The organism is Bradyrhizobium sp. SZCCHNRI2009 (assembly GCF_032485115.1).
GTDB lineage: Bacteria > Pseudomonadota > Alphaproteobacteria > Rhizobiales > Xanthobacteraceae > Bradyrhizobium.
On record NZ_JAUEUH010000004.1, the window covers coordinates 235641 to 250346 of the forward strand.

The 14706-nt window shown below is 66.3% G+C and carries 10 protein-coding genes; 6 read left to right on the forward strand and 4 right to left on the reverse strand.

Annotation, left to right across the window (positions count from 1 at the left end; genetic code table 11):
* Positions 1-62 precede the first annotated feature (62 nt).
* Positions 63-2210, forward strand: a complete 2148-nt coding sequence (gene ligA, locus QX041_RS16210; RefSeq protein WP_316165954.1) for an NAD-dependent DNA ligase LigA — start codon at positions 63-65, stop codon at positions 2208-2210.
* A 193-nt stretch (positions 2211-2403) separates the two neighbouring features.
* On the opposite strand, the gene QX041_RS16215 is transcribed toward ligA, so the two are convergent.
* Entirely contained in the window at positions 2404-3681 is a 1278-nt protein-coding gene (locus QX041_RS16215; protein WP_316165955.1) for a multidrug effflux MFS transporter, read from the reverse strand.
* Positions 3682-3801: 120 nt separating this feature from the next.
* The gene (locus QX041_RS16220) at positions 3802-5625 is read right to left on the reverse strand and encodes an aminopeptidase P family protein (RefSeq protein WP_316165956.1); all 1824 of its coding nucleotides are present in this window, start codon (positions 5623-5625) and stop codon (positions 3802-3804) included.
* A gap of 261 nt (positions 5626-5886) precedes the next feature.
* Between QX041_RS16220 and QX041_RS16225 the strand changes: the two genes are divergently transcribed.
* Positions 5887-6069: a hypothetical protein gene (locus QX041_RS16225; RefSeq protein WP_315713421.1), complete on the forward strand. Its 183-nt coding sequence runs from the start codon at positions 5887-5889 to the stop codon at positions 6067-6069.
* 67 nt (positions 6070-6136) lie between these two features.
* Here the strand turns inward: QX041_RS16225 and QX041_RS16230 are convergent, their stop codons facing one another.
* On the reverse strand, positions 6137-7033 hold the full coding sequence (locus QX041_RS16230; RefSeq protein WP_316165957.1) for a 50S ribosomal protein L11 methyltransferase: 897 nt from the start codon (positions 7031-7033) through the stop codon (positions 6137-6139).
* A gap of 267 nt (positions 7034-7300) precedes the next feature.
* Here QX041_RS16230 and QX041_RS16235 point away from each other — a divergent pair, with 267 nt between their 5' ends.
* Positions 7301-7465 (forward strand): Flp family type IVb pilin, encoded by a 165-nt coding sequence (locus tag QX041_RS16235; RefSeq protein WP_315713419.1) that lies wholly within the window; start codon positions 7301-7303, stop codon positions 7463-7465.
* Between the two features lie 175 nt (positions 7466-7640).
* Here QX041_RS16235 and QX041_RS16240 read toward each other — a convergent pair whose 3' ends face one another.
* A complete protein-coding gene (locus QX041_RS16240; RefSeq protein ID WP_316165958.1) occupies positions 7641-9242 on the reverse strand; it encodes an NAD(P)/FAD-dependent oxidoreductase in 1602 nt (533 codons plus the stop codon).
* 200 nt (positions 9243-9442) lie between these two features.
* Here QX041_RS16240 and QX041_RS16245 point away from each other — a divergent pair, with 200 nt between their 5' ends.
* The 3 genes from QX041_RS16245 (at position 9443) to QX041_RS16255 (ending at position 14698) form a co-directional block, all read left to right on the forward strand.
* Positions 9443-11722, forward strand: a complete 2280-nt coding sequence (locus tag QX041_RS16245; protein ID WP_315713417.1) for a fused MFS/spermidine synthase — start codon at positions 9443-9445, stop codon at positions 11720-11722.
* Positions 11723-12228: 506 nt separating this feature from the next.
* On the forward strand, positions 12229-13182 hold the full coding sequence (locus QX041_RS16250) for a sugar-binding protein (protein ID WP_315713416.1): 954 nt from the start codon (positions 12229-12231) through the stop codon (positions 13180-13182).
* A 13-nt stretch (positions 13183-13195) separates the two neighbouring features.
* Positions 13196-14698 carry a sugar ABC transporter ATP-binding protein gene (locus QX041_RS16255; protein ID WP_316165959.1) on the forward strand — a complete coding sequence of 501 codons (1503 nt, stop codon included), beginning with the start codon at positions 13196-13198 and terminating at the stop codon, positions 14696-14698.
* Positions 14699-14706 lie beyond the last annotated feature (8 nt).

Here is a 14706-nt window from a genome sequence, read left to right on the forward strand (position 1 = left end):
GTGTACACCGTCGTTTCGGAACGGCCTCCGGGCCGTCCCGCAACGACGAGCAGATCATACGCATGCCCAAGACAGCAGAACCGAAGCAGCCCGTCGACGTTGCCGATCTCACCAAGGCCCAGGCCAAGGTGGAATGGAAACGGCTGGCGCTGGAGCTCGAGACCCACGACAGGCTCTATTATCAGGATGACGCGCCGAAGATCTCGGACGCCGCCTATGACGAGCTGCGTCGCCGCTTCAATGCGATCGAGAAGCGTTTCCCCGAGCTCGTCAGCAGCGAGTCTCCGTCGCAGAAGGTCGGCGCCGCGCCCTCCGGCCGGTTCAAGAAAGTGCGGCACGCGGTGCCGATGCTGTCGCTCGACAACGCCTTCGCCGAGGAGGACGTGCGCGACTTCGTCGGCCGCATTGCGCGCTTCCTCAAGCTTGCCGACGATCGCATCGATTTCTCGGCCGAGCCGAAGATCGACGGGCTGTCGATGTCGCTGCGTTACGAGGGCGGCGAGCTGGTCACCGCCGCGACGCGTGGTGACGGCGCCGAGGGTGAGGACGTCACCGCCAACATCCGCACCCTGAAGGACGTGCCGCACAAGCTGCACGGCCGCAACCTGCCCGACATCTGCGAAGTGCGCGGCGAGGTCTACATGACCAAGCAGGCCTTCCTCGCGCTCAACGAGCGCCAGAAGGAAGCGGGCGACACCATCTTCGCCAACCCGCGCAACTCCGCCGCAGGCTCGCTGCGGCAGAAGGATCCGGCCATCACCGCCTCGCGTCCCCTCGGCTTCTTCGCCTATGCCTGGGGTGAAATGAGCGCGATGCCGGCGGAGACGCAGAGCGGCATGATCAAATGGTTCGAGCGCTGCGGCTTCACGACCAATCCGCTCACCAGGCTCTGCCACTCGGTGGAGGAACTGATCGCGTTCCATCGTCACATCGAGGAGCAGCGTGCCGAGCTCGACTACGACATCGACGGGGTCGTCTACAAGGTCGACCGCATCGACTGGCAGGAGCGGCTCGGCTTCGTGTCGCGCACGCCGCGTTGGGGCATCGCGCACAAGTTTCCGGCCGAGCGCGCCATGACCGTGCTCAAGGACATCGAGATCCAGGTCGGCCGCACCGGCTCGTTCACGCCGGTCGGCAAGCTTGAGCCGGTCGGTGTCGGCGGCGTCATCGTGCAGAACGTGACGCTGCACAATGAGGACTACATCAAGGGGATCGGCAACAAGGGCGAGGTTCTGCGCGAGGGCCGCGACATCCGGATCGGCGACACCGTCGTGATCCAGCGCGCCGGCGACGTCATCCCACAGGTGGTCGACGTCCTCATCGACAAGCGGCCGAAGCACGCCAAGGAATTCCATTTCCCCAAGACGTGCCCGTGCCCCCTGCATACCGACGTCGTGCGGGAGGAGATTGCGACCGGCGAGGAGGGCTCGCGCGCCCGCTGCACCGGCGAGTTCGCCTGCCCGTTCCAGAAGATCGAGCACCTCAAGCTGTTCGCCTCGCGCCGCGCTTTCGACATCGACGGCCTGGGCGAGAAGCAGATCCAATTCTTCTTCGACCAGGGCTGGGTCAAGGAGCCCGCCGACATCTTCACGCTGGCCGCGCGCAACGCCAAGCTGAAGCTCGAGGAGATCGAGGGCTATGGCGAGACCTCGGTGCGCAATCTCTTCAATGCCATCGACGCGCGGCGCGAGATCGCGCTGGAGCGCTTCATCTTTGCGCTCGGCATGCGCCATGTCGGCGAGACCACGGCGCTGGCGTTGGCGCGCGGCTACGGCTCTTGGGATGCGTTCCACGAAGCCTGTCTCAAGGTCGCCAACGGCGACGAGGAGGCGATCGCGGAGATGGATGCGCTCGACCAGATCGGCGACACCGTGATCAAGAGCGTCGCCGCCTATTTCGGCGAGGACCACAATCGCGGCATCGTCGAGCGGCTGACGAAAGAGGTGAAGATCCTCGACGCGGAGAAGCCGAAGCGCAATTCGCCGATCGCGACCAAGACCGTGGTGTTCACCGGCACGCTGGAAAAGATGACGCGCGATGAGGCCAAGGCGACCGCCGAGCGGCTCGGCGCGAAGGTCTCGGGCTCGGTGTCGAAGAAGACGGACTACGTCGTCGCCGGTCCCGGCGCGGGATCAAAGCTGAAGGACGCGCAGAAGCACGGCGTGCAGGTGCTCACCGAGGACGAGTGGCTGCAGCTGATCGGGGAGTAGCAGCTCCGCGGTGTTGGTTGCGACAGACGCTGGATGCGCCCCCAACAATTGTCATCATCCGCGAAAGCGGATGATCCAGTATTCCAGAGGCATTTGTCATGGAGCCAGGACGCTTCGGCCTGCTGGATTACCCGCCTGCGCGGGTATGACGCCGAGAGTGACGCGCGGTCGTGCGGTCGCTCACGCGCCTCCCTCACATTACCCCGGCTTCGTCCTCTTCCGCCGTCTCGATCAGCTCCTTCGTCACCTTCATCTGCGTGCGCGGGACCAGGAAGATCATGCTGCAGGCGCAGGCGAGGGACAGGGTGAGCATCGCTGATGTCAGCGGCAGCGTGCTGCTGAAATGGCCGCCGAGCCAGGCGCCGAGCTGCGACGTCAGCGCGCCCACGCCCATCTGCAGGAAGCCCATCGCGCCGGAGGCGGTGCCCGCCGCGCCCGGCCGGACGCTGATGGCGCCGGCGGCGGAGTTCGCCATCACGGCGGCATTGGCGAACATCAGCAGCATCTGCGTGCCGAACAGCACCGAAGGCACCTGGTTGAAGCCGAACAGGCTCCACGTGAAGTTCAGCGCGGCGCTGGTGAGCTGCAGCCCCAGTCCGAACCAGATCAGCCGATCGAGCGAATGGCGCGGCGCGTAGCGCACGCAGAACAGGTTGCCGACGAAATAGGCGAAGCCGGTGGTCGCAAACCACGCGCCATACTCGGCCGAGGAGCGGCCCATCTGCACCTCGACGATATACGGCCCGCCGCCGGCGAAGGCGAAGATGATCTGCGAGGCCAGCACCTGGCACAGCATGTAGCCGAGGAAGGCGCGGCTCTTCACCAGCATGGCGACGTCGCGGCGGAAGCTCGCGTCTTCGACGCGGGCAGGGCGGGTCTCCGGCAGCGCCATGGTCACGGCGATCGCGATCACGATCGACAGCGCGGCGACGATGTAGAAGATGGCGTGCCAGCCGAACGCGATCTCGATCAGGCCGCCGGTCAGCGGCGACAGCATCTGCGCGATCATCATGACCGCGACGACGAGGCTGATCATCGCGCCGATGCGCTCGCGCGGATAGAGATCGCGGATGATGGCGCGGCTGATCACCATGCCGCTGGCGCTGCCGAGCGCCTGGAAGAAGCGCGCCGCGATGAGCTGGGGCAGGGTGTCGGCGAAGATGCAGCTCACGCTCGCGACGATCGACAGCGCGAGCCCTGCGAGCATCACGGGGCGGCGGCCGAAGCGGTCCGACAGCGGCCCGAGCAGCAGCTGCGAGATCGCGATGCCGGCCATGTAGAACGACACCGTCATCTGCACCACGGAGGCGTCGCGCCCGAACGTGGTCGCGAGCATCGGCAGGGCTGGCACCAGCAGGTATAGCGAGATCGGCGCCAGCCCGGTCATCACGACCAGCAGGACCAGCAGCGTGCGCGAGGGAGCGGCGCGCGGTGGCGCCGCCCCAGGCGGTCTGCTGATCATTCCATGCATGCTGCCGCTCAAATCGGGTGAACGCCCCGACTGTAGCGGCCTTCCACTTCGCGGAAATGCCTGTTTCGGCATGCGCCCATGCGGGCAGCGGGACAGTTCGTAGCTGGACAGTCCGGATGACTACAGTGGCGCAGTCGCCTGATCGAGCCAGCGCTGGTCGCTGTCGTCGAGCGCTGCACGGACGGTCTCCCTGACCCGGGCATGATAGGCGTCGAGCCATGCCCGTTCCTCGGCGGTCAGCATGACGACATCGATCAGGCGGCGGTCGATCGGCGCCAGGGTCAGCGCCTCGAAGCCGTTCATCGGCTTCTCTGCGCCCGCGACGTCCTTCGCCACAACGAGCTCGAGGTTCTCGATGCGGATGCCGAAGGCGTCGGTCTTGTAGTAGCCGGGCTCGTTGGACAGGATCATGCCGCGCTTCAGCGGCGTCGTGCCGAGCTTCGAGATGCGCGCGGGCCCCTCGTGCACCGACAGATAGCTGCCGACGCCGTGGCCGGTGCCGTGCTCGAAATCGATGCCCGCCTGCCACAGGAACTGCCGCGCCAGGGTGTCGAGCTGCGCACCGGTGGTGCCGTCGGGGAAGATCGCGCGTGCGATTGCGAGGTGGCCGCGCAGCACGCGGGTGAAGCGGTCGCGCATCTCCTCGGTCGGCGCGCCCACGGCGATCGTGCGGGTGACGTCAGTGGTGCCGTCCTGATATTGCGCGCCGGAATCGATCAGCAGCAGATCACCCGGCATGATGCGGCGGTTGCTCTTGCGCGTGACGCGATAATGCACGATGGCGCCGTTGGGACCGGTGCCCGAGATGGTCGGGAACGAGACGTCCCTGAGTGCGCCGGTGTCGCGGCGAAAGCTCTCCAGCGCCTCGACCGCATCGATCTCGGTCAACGTGCCCTTCGGCGCCTCGCGATCGATGAAGGCGAGAAAGCGCGCCAGCGCCACCGCATCGCGCTGATGGGCGCGCCGCGTACCCTCGATCTCCACCGCGTTCTTGGCGGCCTTGAGCAGGCTGACCGGATCGGCGCCGCGCACCGCCTTGCCGCCGGCGCCCTGGATCAGCCGCGTCAGGGCATCGGCGGCCGTGGCGCTGTCGAGCGCGACGGCTGCGCCGGATTGTGCGAGCTCGCTCAGGCGCAGTGTCAGCGTGTCCGGCTCCGCCACATCAGCGCTCTGCTCGAGATGATCGCGCGTCAGGTTCGAGAGCTTGCGGGAATCGATGAAGATCGTCGGACGTCCGGCCTTCGGCACCAGCGCATAGGACAGCGGCAGCGGCGTGTGCGAGACGTCGGCGCCGCGGATGTTGAAGGTCCAGGCGACGTTGTGGGAATCGGACAGCACCAGCGCCTCGACCCCGAGGCGCTCGATCTCCAGGCGGATCCGGCCGAGCTTGTCCGCCTCGCTCTCGCCGGACAATTCCGCGCCGTGGATGGAGACGGCGCCGAGCGGCGGCAGCGGCCGTTCGGTCCAGATGCTGTCGACCGGGTTGCGCTCGACCGGCACCAGCTCCGCGCCCGCCTTGGCGCAAGCGGCGGCCAGACGTTCGGCCGCGGCCGTCGTATGCAGCCACGGATCGAAGCCGACGCGGTCACCGCTCTGCAGGTGTCGCGTCAGCCAACTCTCGGGCGGTGGCTCGATCAGCGATTCCACCATCCAGGCCTTGCCGTCGACCTGCTTGCCGGCCTGCAGCGTATAGCGGCCGTCGACGAATATCGCGGCTGCCTGCGGCAGCACGATCGCGAGGCCGGCCGAGCCGGTGAAGCCGGTCAGCCATGCCAGCCTTTCCTCCGATGGCGGCACATATTCGTTCTGCTGCTGGTCGGCCCGAGGCACGATGAATCCGGTGAGCTTGCGCCTGGCCAGCTCTTCGCGGAGCGCGGCCAGCCGCGCGGTCAGCGCCACGCCGGTTTCGGGTTCTTCGAACGTCTGGAACAGAGCTTCGAACATCGGTCTCATACTTTAGAAGTGGATCCTGCCGCAGAAGTGGATCTTGCCGCGTCCGCGACGAATACTCCTTCAGCAGACAGTGCAGTGCACGAAGAATCTCCTTGCATTCGCCTGTGCAAAAAGATTTGCTGTCGCATGCCAGTCATCCGAAAGAGGTGCGGCGAGGAAACGTATGGACGTGACGACCGCGATCGTAAAGATCATCCGCGGTCGGTCGCATGATCCGGGGAGTGCCTCAACTCAACGGCGAGGGGATGCACGATGCCTGCTTTTACCTTCGAAAAACTATCGGCGCCCGCGCCAAGCGGACCGGCGTCCGCACCGGCCGAGAAGCCGCGCAGCGCGCTGGCCGATCTCGTCAATCGTCTCGTTGCGCCGCGCGGTCGACGTGCCTCGCGTAATCAGTCCGACTCCACCTCCCAGCAGAGCCAGCCGAAGACGTAGTCGCGAGCTTGCCGCACCGGCGTGCAGGTTAGCGTGCAGGTTCGATCCACGCCGTGAGCTGACTGCCTCACTGCTGCTTCTGCAGCAACAGGCTGCTCCACCCTTCGATTCTCAAATGCCGGATCGGAACCAGGCCGCGAGCGCGATAGGCGGCGCGGACGGCGCGTGCCTGCGGGGTCAACAGGCCCGACAGGATCACGAAGGCTCCAGGCGCGAGGTGGCGCAGCATCGGCGCGGCCAGCTGGCGCAGCGGGTTGGCCAGGATATTCGCCAGCACCAGGTCGAATGGGCCGCACCGGGCAAAGTCCGGGGCGGCGAAGCCGGTGGCGCGGATGACCCGGACCAGGGGGCCTGCGCCGTTGAGCCGGGCGTTCTCCCGCGCCACCATGACCGAGGGCGCATCGATGTCGCTCGCCAGCACGGACCGGTGCGTCGCCTTGGCGGCGGCGATGGCGAGCACGCCGGTTCCGGTGCCGAGGTCGAGCACCTGTCGCGGCGCGCGCGTCTTGAGCACGTGATCAAGCAGCAGCAGGCAGCCGCGGGTGGTGCCGTGGTGGCCGGTGCCGAAGGCGAGCGCCGCCTCGATCTCGATCCCGAGCTTGTTGGCGGGCACCCGCTGCCGGTCATGGCTGCCATGGACCATGAAGCGGCCGGCCGGCACCGGAACGAGGTCGTCCAGGCTGGCCTTGACCCAGTCCTTGGCCTCGACGACCTCGAACGCCAGGGTCTGGGCCACGTCGGAGCCTGCCGCCCCGCCGACCAACTCGCGCACCAGCGCCTGGTCGGGCGGGTCGGCAAAATGAACCGTGACGTCCCAGCGCCCGTCCGGACGCTCGAACGCCGCCACCGCCGCGTCGCCCTCGAAGAACACCTCGGTCAGGACGTCGACCGCCGGGCGGGCGGTCGCTTCATCGGCAACCGTGAAGCTGGCCTTGTGGGTGGCGGGCGTGGTCGTTGAGGTCATCAAGGTGGATCCTGGCGAGATTTGACGGCGTGGTTAAGGGAATTGCCTGCCAACGCAAGCGATAGGGCCGCAATGCGGCCGGATCTGCACATCCGGCGGTTGTATAATGCCTTTCCTGATCCGAATAAAAGTTGAGGTTCAATTGCAGCGAAGAATCTCTGCAACTTGAACTGGGGGCATTATCCCGACTTTAGGGTCCTGGCCCCTAATTTTCCCGTCATGGGAACCGGATGATCCTCGGTTCCTGGGTTGGGAAACGAGGTTCAGATGAAGTCCATTCTGTCGAAGTTCTTGCGTGATGAATCCGGCGCCACCGCCATCGAATACGGCCTGATTGCAGCGGGCATCTCGCTGGCGATCATTGCCGCCGTCAACGGCCTGGGCAGCTCGCTCAGCAGCAAGTTCGAATCGATCAACACGTCGCTGAAGTAATCCGACCGCCGCGGCGTCCTCGAAGAACCGGGCCTCAGCGCCCGGTTTTTCTGCTCTTGAGAGGGCGTATCGAACGCCGGGTCCACAGCATATCCACACGGCCGTGCACTGCTTCTTTGGCGGTTGATCCACCGCTTGTCCACACGGGTGTGCCGCGCCTTTCCACCCCTTATCCTCAGCCGAACAAAGCGCGATGGTCCGCCAGGATCGCCTGGGCCGCATTGTGGCCGGGGGCGCCGGTGACGCCGCCACCGGGGTGGCTGCCCGAGCCGCAATGGTAGAGCCCCTTCAGCGGCGAGCGATAGTCGGCGTGACCGAGCATGGGGCGGGCCGAGAACAACTGGTTCAAGGTCAGCGCGCCGTGGAAGATGTCGCCACCGATCAGCCCGAACTGGCGTTCGAGGTCGAGCGGTGACAGCACCTGCCGGCCGAGCACGCTGGCCGCAAAGCCCGGCGCATAGCGGTCGACGGTCGCGATCATCAGGTCCGCGACCTCGTCGCGATGATTGTCCCAGGAGCGGCCGTCCGGCAGCTCGGGCGCGACATGCTGGCAGAACAGGCTGGCGACGTGCCGGCCCGCGGGCGCCAGCGTCGGGTCGAGCGTGGAGGGGATCAGCAGTTCGACCACGGGATCGCGGCTCCAGCCATGCGCCCGCGCGTCGAGATAGGCCTGGTCCATGTAGCCGAGGCTCGGGCCAAGGATGATTCCCGCGGACAGATGGTCGCCTTCGCCCGGCAGCGCGCTGAACGAGGGCAGCCGGTCGAGCGCCACGTTCATGCGGAACGTGCCCGAACCGCAGCGCCAGTTCCGGATGCGGCTCAGGAACGGCTCGGGCACGGCACCGGCCGGCACCAGGCGCGTATACAGCAGCTTCGGGTTCACGTTGGCGACGACATGGCGGGCGCGGATGGTGCGGCCATCCTCGAGCACGATGCCGACCGCGCGGTCGCGCTCGACGATCACCTCGCGCACGCCGGTCTCGACCTCGACCAGCGTTCCCAGCTCTTTCAGGCACCCGGCCATCGCCTGCGTGATCGCGCCCATCCCGCCGATCGCATGGCCCCAGACGCCCTTCTTGCCGTTCACCTCGCCGAAGGCGTGATGCAGCATCACATAGGCCGAGCCGGCAGCGTAGGGGCTGGCATAGTTGCCGACGATGGCATCGAAGCCGAACAGCGCTTTCACCAGGTCGGTCTCGAAGATTTCGTCGAGCATCTCGCCGGCCGAGCGCGTGAAAAGGTCGAGCAGGTCGCGCTGCTGCTCCAGCGACAGTGCGCGCAGGGTGTTGGCGGTGCCGAGCGCGTTGAACGCCTCGCGGATCGCCGACAGCCCGAACTGGGCGACCAGATTCGGTGGCGCCCGCAGCACGAGGCTGCGCAGCACGTCCGCGATCGCCTCGAGCCGGGCCGAGAACGGGCCGATCGCGTCGGCGTCGCGCTGGCTCAGCCGCGCAACCGAAGCCAGCGTGCGACCCTCGCCCGTCAGCAGATAGCGACCGTCCGGCGAGGGCAGGAAGTTCTGCGCCCGGCGCTCGACGATCTCGAGCCCGTGCTCGTGCAGCTTCAGGTCGGAGATGACGCGCGGATTGAGCAGGCTCACCGTGTAGGACGCGACGGAGTTGCGGAAGCCCGGTTGAAACTCCTCCGTCACCGCGGCGCCGCCGACCACCTTGCGACGCTCGACCACATGCACGCGCAGGCCCGCCATGGCGAGATAGGCCGCACAGGTCAGGCCGTTGTGGCCCGCGCCGATGATGATGACGTCGGTTTCATTCATGTCAGCTTCAAGAAGCCCTGTTTAATGGCTCGCACCGGGAACCTCGGCTGGTGCTGTCGCGCCGGAAGGCTGCGACGTCAAGGAAAACTCCATTTTGCCTCAGCTGCTCGCCATACCGCCCTGCGATCCGCTATGTCTCGTCTGCTCATCGCGGTCCGGCCTCGGCATCTGATGCCGGCCGCGCTGCTGCCGGAGTTGTCATGACCTCAATCGCCTCGCCCGCCGCCGTCGCTCAGCCCTCCGCCGCACGCAACCGGCTGGTGCTCGTCGTCTATACCGCCGCCATTTTCGTCAGCGCGCTGCTGTTGTTCTCGGTGCAGCCGCTGTTCACCAAGATGGTGCTGCCGCGGCTCGGCGGCTCGCCGGCGGTGTGGTCGGTGGCGATGGTGTTCTTCCAGACCCTGCTGCTGGCGGGCTACGCCTATGCGCATTTTCTCACCCAGCTGCGCAGCCGGGTGCTGCCGATCGCGATTCATCTGCTGCTGCTCGGTTTCGCAATCCTGGGCTTGCCGCTGTCGATCGCGAGTAGCTGGGGCGATCCGCCGACCTCGGGCTACGGGCTGTGGCTGCTCGGCCTGTTCACCGTGTCGATCGGCCTGCCGTTTTTCGCGCTCGCCGCCAACAATCCGCTGCTGCAGGCGTGGTTCGTGCGCACGGGTCATCCGGCCGCGCCCGACCCGTATTTCCTCTATGCGTCGTCGAACATCGGCAGCTTTCTGGCGCTGCTGTCCTATCCTCTGCTGATCGAGCCGATCTTCAGCCTGCGCATGCAGAACCTGATCTGGACCGGTGGCTATGGCCTCCTGATCGCGCTGATCGCCGGCTGCGGCGTCCTGCTGCTGCGGTCGCCCGTGATCGTGACGAGCCTGCTGCAGACCGAGGAGAGCCATGCGCCGGCGCCACGCTGGCTGCTGCGCCTGCGCTGGATCTTCCTGGCCGCAGTGCCCTCCGGCCTGCTGATCGCGGTGACCGCGCACATCTCCACCGACGTCGCGGCCGCCCCCTTGCTATGGGTGCTGCCGCTGTCGCTCTATTTGCTGACCTGGGTGCTGGTGTTCCAGTCGCGGCCGCTGCTGCCGCACAAATGGATGCTGGCGCTGCAGCCGCTGGCGATCGCCGGCGTCGTCGTGCTGCTCGCCTTCGGCGGCGAGCAGAATCTCGCGCTCACGCTCGGCGGTCACCAGCTCTGCTTCTTCATCATCGCCATGGCCTGCCATGGTGAGCTCGCGCGCACGCGCCCGCCGGCCAAATATCTCACCGGCTTCTATGTCGCGCTGTCGTTCGGTGGCATGGTCGGCGGCCTGTTCGCCGGCTTGATCGCCCCCTTCACCTTCTCATGGGTTGCCGAATATCCGATCCTGCTGGCGCTGGCGGCGCTGTGCCGGCCCGCGGCCAACGAGCGCTTGCCCGGGATCACGCGCTGGTATTGGCTCCCGCTCGCGGTCATCGCCGTCGCGCTGCTGGTGCCCGCCGGCATGACCGGCAAGGTCACGACCTATCTCGAGGACCACCGCGTCTATGTCGCGGGCGCCGTGGGCGTGCTCGCAGCGCTGCTCGCTCTGCTGCTGAACGGTGGCCGCTGGAAGGTGTTCGCGACGGCCGCGCTCGCGCTCGTCCTGATCCGCGCCTATCCGGCCGATGACGGCCGCGTCGAGACGGTGCGCAGCTTCTTCGGCGTGCACAAGATCGTGGTGACATCGGACGGGCACTACCACGTGCTGATGCACGGCACGACCATTCACGGCGCGCAGAAATATCTCAACGCCGATGGCTCCAAGGTGACGGGGCGGCCCGAGCCGATCACCTACTATCACAAGGACGGCGGCATCGGCCGCGCCATCACCGCGATCCGAGAGCGCAAGGGCGCGCCGCTCAAGGTCGCCGTCATCGGCGTCGGCGCCGGCACACTCACATGCGCAGCCGAGCCTGGCGAGAGCTGGAAATTCTTCGAGATCGATCAGACCATGGTCGACACCGCCAGCGACACGAAATATTTCAGCTACATCAGGAACTGCGCGCCGGACATCAAGCCCGTCATCGGCGATGCCCGGCTGACCTTTGCCAAGGAGCCGGACGGCGCCTACGATCTGATCATCGTCGACGCCTATTCCTCGGATGCGATTCCGATCCATCTGGCGACGGAGGAGGCGATGGCGATCTACAAGGCGAAGCTGGCGCCGCAGGGCGCCGTTGTGATGCATGTCTCCAATCGGCATCTGGAGCTGGAGAGCGTCGTTGTCGGCATCGCCGACGCCAACGACCTGAAGAGCTGGGTCTACAACGAGGACTCCGGCCGCGACGACGAGTACATCTTCTCCACCGACGTCGTCATCAGCGCGCGCGAGGACGCCGACGTCGGCAAGCTGGCCTCCTCGGACAAGTGGACCGAAACTGAGCCGACCGACGGCGAACGGGTCTGGACCGACGATTATTCGAACATTCTCGGCGCGGTGTATCGGCGGCTTCGCGACGGCGAGTAACAGGGCACTGCCGCCGTTCGACGTCGCCGGGCTTGGATCGCCGTGATGATGGCGTCTGCGCCCAAAGAGGTGCGCGCCTCGTCAGCGGCGGGCCTCGGTTGCATTGCCGCATCGATTTCTCGAGCGTCTGATCGCCGACTTTGCTGTACCGCATCGCAAAACGCAGTGGTTTCGCGCTTTCTGCGCGGGCCTCTGTTGCGTGCCCGTCATGACCATGCTACCTTGAGGTGCGCCCCTCATTTGAGGTCGGTACTTTGCGCGTCTTCGAATGGGTGGGTTGGGGCACGCACGCGCAGTCGAGCTGGATCGCAAACTGAGCGGTGAGGGACCGGTCTGGTCGTCTTGCCCTGAGCGAACGATCGCGCGGACGCTGTCCAGATCGAGGTGCTGTTCGTCCGGGCGGAGCCAGCGGTTCGGACGAGAGACGACTGTTCGCGACTAGATATCGTTCGACTACCAAATGCCGGCCGCATCAAAGCAGGCCGGCTTCACATGGGAGGGGTTCAATGAAGCGTCTTTGGATTGCCGGTGCGTCTGCCTTGTTGTCGATGGCGCTCGGTCTCGGCTCCGCGGGAGCCGCGGACAAGAAGGTCCTCGCCTTCGTCGTCAACGGTGCCTCCGACTTTTGGAAGATCGCCGAGGCCGGCGTGAAGAAGGCGCAGGGCGAGTTGCCCAATTACAACCTGCAGCTCAAATATCCCGAGCAGGCGGCAGCCGCCGTGCAGCAGCGGATGCTGGATGACCTCGTCGCGGCCGGGGCCGCCGGAATCATGGTGAGCGCCGTCGATCCGAAGAACCAGACTGAGCACCTCAACAAGATTGCCGCACAGACGGTGCTCTTCACCACCGACAGCGACGCCCCGCAATCCAAACGCATCGCCTATATCGGCTCCTCCAATACCGAGCTCGGCAAGGATGCCGGCAAGCTGATGCTGAAGGCGCTCCCGAACGGCGGCAAATGTGTCGGCTTCGTCGGCCTGCTCGGGGCCGACAACGCTCGCGAGCGCATCGAAGGCGTGAAGGAGACCATCAAGGGATCGAAGGTCGAACTGGTCGACGTGCGCGGCGACGAGATCGACCAGACCCGGGCCAAGCGCAATGTCGAGGACATCCTGGCAGCGATGCCGGACGTGAGCTGCCTGGTCGGCTTCTATTCCTACAACACCCCGCGCATCTATGAGGTGCTGAAGGAGGCCGGCAAGCTCGGCAAGATCAAGATCATCGGCTTCGACGAGGATCCGATCACGCTCGGCGGCGTCAAGGACGGCGCGATCGAGGGCACCGTCGTGCAGCAGCCGTTCGAGTGGGGCTATCAGGGCATGAAGCTGATGGCGAAGGTCGTTGAGGGCGACAAGTCGGGCGTGCCGGCGAACGGCATCATCATCGTGCCCGGCAAGGTGATCGAGAAGTCGAACGTCGACGACTTCATGGCGCAGATGAAGCAGATGCTGAAGAAGTAGCGCGACGGCCGGCGTGCGCGAGCCCTTCCTCGAGCTGATCGACATCGGCAAGACCTATCCTGGCGTGGTCGCGCTCGACCACGCCAGCCTGTCGGTCGCGCCCGGCGAGGTGATCGCCCTGGTCGGCGAGAACGGCGCCGGCAAGTCGACCTTGATGCGCGTGCTCGGCGGCGTCGTCGAGCCGAGCAGCGGCACGATCCGGATCGATGGCACGGCGCGGACCAGCTACACGGTGGCGGACGCGATCGCGTCCGGCATCGCCTTCGTCCACCAGGAGCTGAACCTGTTCGACAATCTCGATGTCGCAGGCAACGTCTTCATCGGCCGCGAGCCGGTCTATGGCGGTCCGCTGCGGCTGATCGACCGGGCGACGCTGCGGGCCAGGGTGCGCCCGCTGATCGCGCGCCTCGGGGCCGATTTCGAGCCGGAGACGCCGCTTGCCGAGCTGTCTTTGGCGCAGCGCCAGCTGGTCGAGATCATGAAGGCTTTGTCGCTCGATGCGCGCTGCGTGATCATGGACGAGCCGACCTCCAGCCTGACGCTGTCGGAAACCGAGCGGCTGATGCAGGTCATCGCCGGCCTGAAGGCGGGCGGGGTCAGCGTCATCTTCATCACGCATCGCTTGAACGAAGTCATGCAATGCGCCGATCGCGCGATCGTGCTGCGCGACGGCCGCATGGTTGGCGCGCTCACGCGGGACGAGCTCAGTCCTGCCGCGATGATCCGGCTGATGATCGGCCGGGACCTGCGGTCACTCTACGTGCCGCCGGCCGCGCCGCCCGGCGAGGCCGTGCTCGACGTGGTGGAGGCCGTGACCGCGACCTATCCCAACCAGGCCGTCAGCCTGCAGCTCCGGCGCGGCGAGATCCTCGGGCTTGCAGGTCTCGTCGGCTCCGGCCGCACCGAGCTCGCGCGCGGCATCTTCGGCGTCGAGCCGCTGCTGGCCGGGGGCATCAGCCTGGAGGGCGAGCCGATCCGCATCTCGACACCGCGCGCGGCGATCGATCGCGGCATCTATCTCATTCCGGAAGACCGCAAGGCCTGCGGCCTGCTGCTCGACCTGTCGATCGCCGAGAACATCTCGCTGCCGGATCTCGCCTCCTATCTCAGCTTTGGACTTGTCGACATCAGGCGTGAGACCGAGAATGCCGACCGGCAGCGCGAACGGCTCAAGATCCGGGCGTCCGACGTCAAGGTCTCGGTCGGCACCTTGTCCGGCGGCAACCAGCAGAAGGTCGTGCTCGCCAAATGGCTGTCGATGCGGCCAAAGGTCTTGATCTTCGACGAGCCGACCCGGGGCATCGATGTCGGCGCCAAGCAGGAGATCTACGACATGCTGCGGCGGCTGGCGGATTCCGGCGTCGCGATCCTGATGATCTCGAGCGACATGGAGGAGGTGATCGGGGTGAGCGACCGGATCGCCGTGATGCATGAAGGCATGATTTCGGGCTTCCTGGCCCGCAACGAGTTCAGCGAGCACAACGTGCTTCAGCTCGCCGTCGGCCATACCGTCTGAGCGAGGGC

What these genes read in the sequence shown, in the direction of transcription:
- ligA (WP_316165954.1), top strand. Translation starts at nt 63, where the DNA reads ATGCCCAAGACAGCAGAACCGAAGCAGCCCGTCGACGTTGCCGATCTC.
- QX041_RS16215 (WP_316165955.1), bottom strand. Translation starts at nt 3,681, where the DNA reads ATGCATGGAATGATCAGCAGACCGCCTGGGGCGGCGCCACCGCGCGCC.
- QX041_RS16220 (WP_316165956.1), bottom strand. Translation starts at nt 5,625, where the DNA reads ATGTTCGAAGCTCTGTTCCAGACGTTCGAAGAACCCGAAACCGGCGTG.
- QX041_RS16225 (WP_315713421.1), top strand. Translation starts at nt 5,887, where the DNA reads ATGCCTGCTTTTACCTTCGAAAAACTATCGGCGCCCGCGCCAAGCGGA.
- QX041_RS16230 (WP_316165957.1), bottom strand. Translation starts at nt 7,033, where the DNA reads ATGACCTCAACGACCACGCCCGCCACCCACAAGGCCAGCTTCACGGTT.
- QX041_RS16235 (WP_315713419.1), top strand. Translation starts at nt 7,301, where the DNA reads ATGAAGTCCATTCTGTCGAAGTTCTTGCGTGATGAATCCGGCGCCACC.
- QX041_RS16240 (WP_316165958.1), bottom strand. Translation starts at nt 9,242, where the DNA reads ATGAATGAAACCGACGTCATCATCATCGGCGCGGGCCACAACGGCCTG.
- QX041_RS16245 (WP_315713417.1), top strand. Translation starts at nt 9,443, where the DNA reads ATGACCTCAATCGCCTCGCCCGCCGCCGTCGCTCAGCCCTCCGCCGCA.
- QX041_RS16250 (WP_315713416.1), top strand. Translation starts at nt 12,229, where the DNA reads ATGAAGCGTCTTTGGATTGCCGGTGCGTCTGCCTTGTTGTCGATGGCG.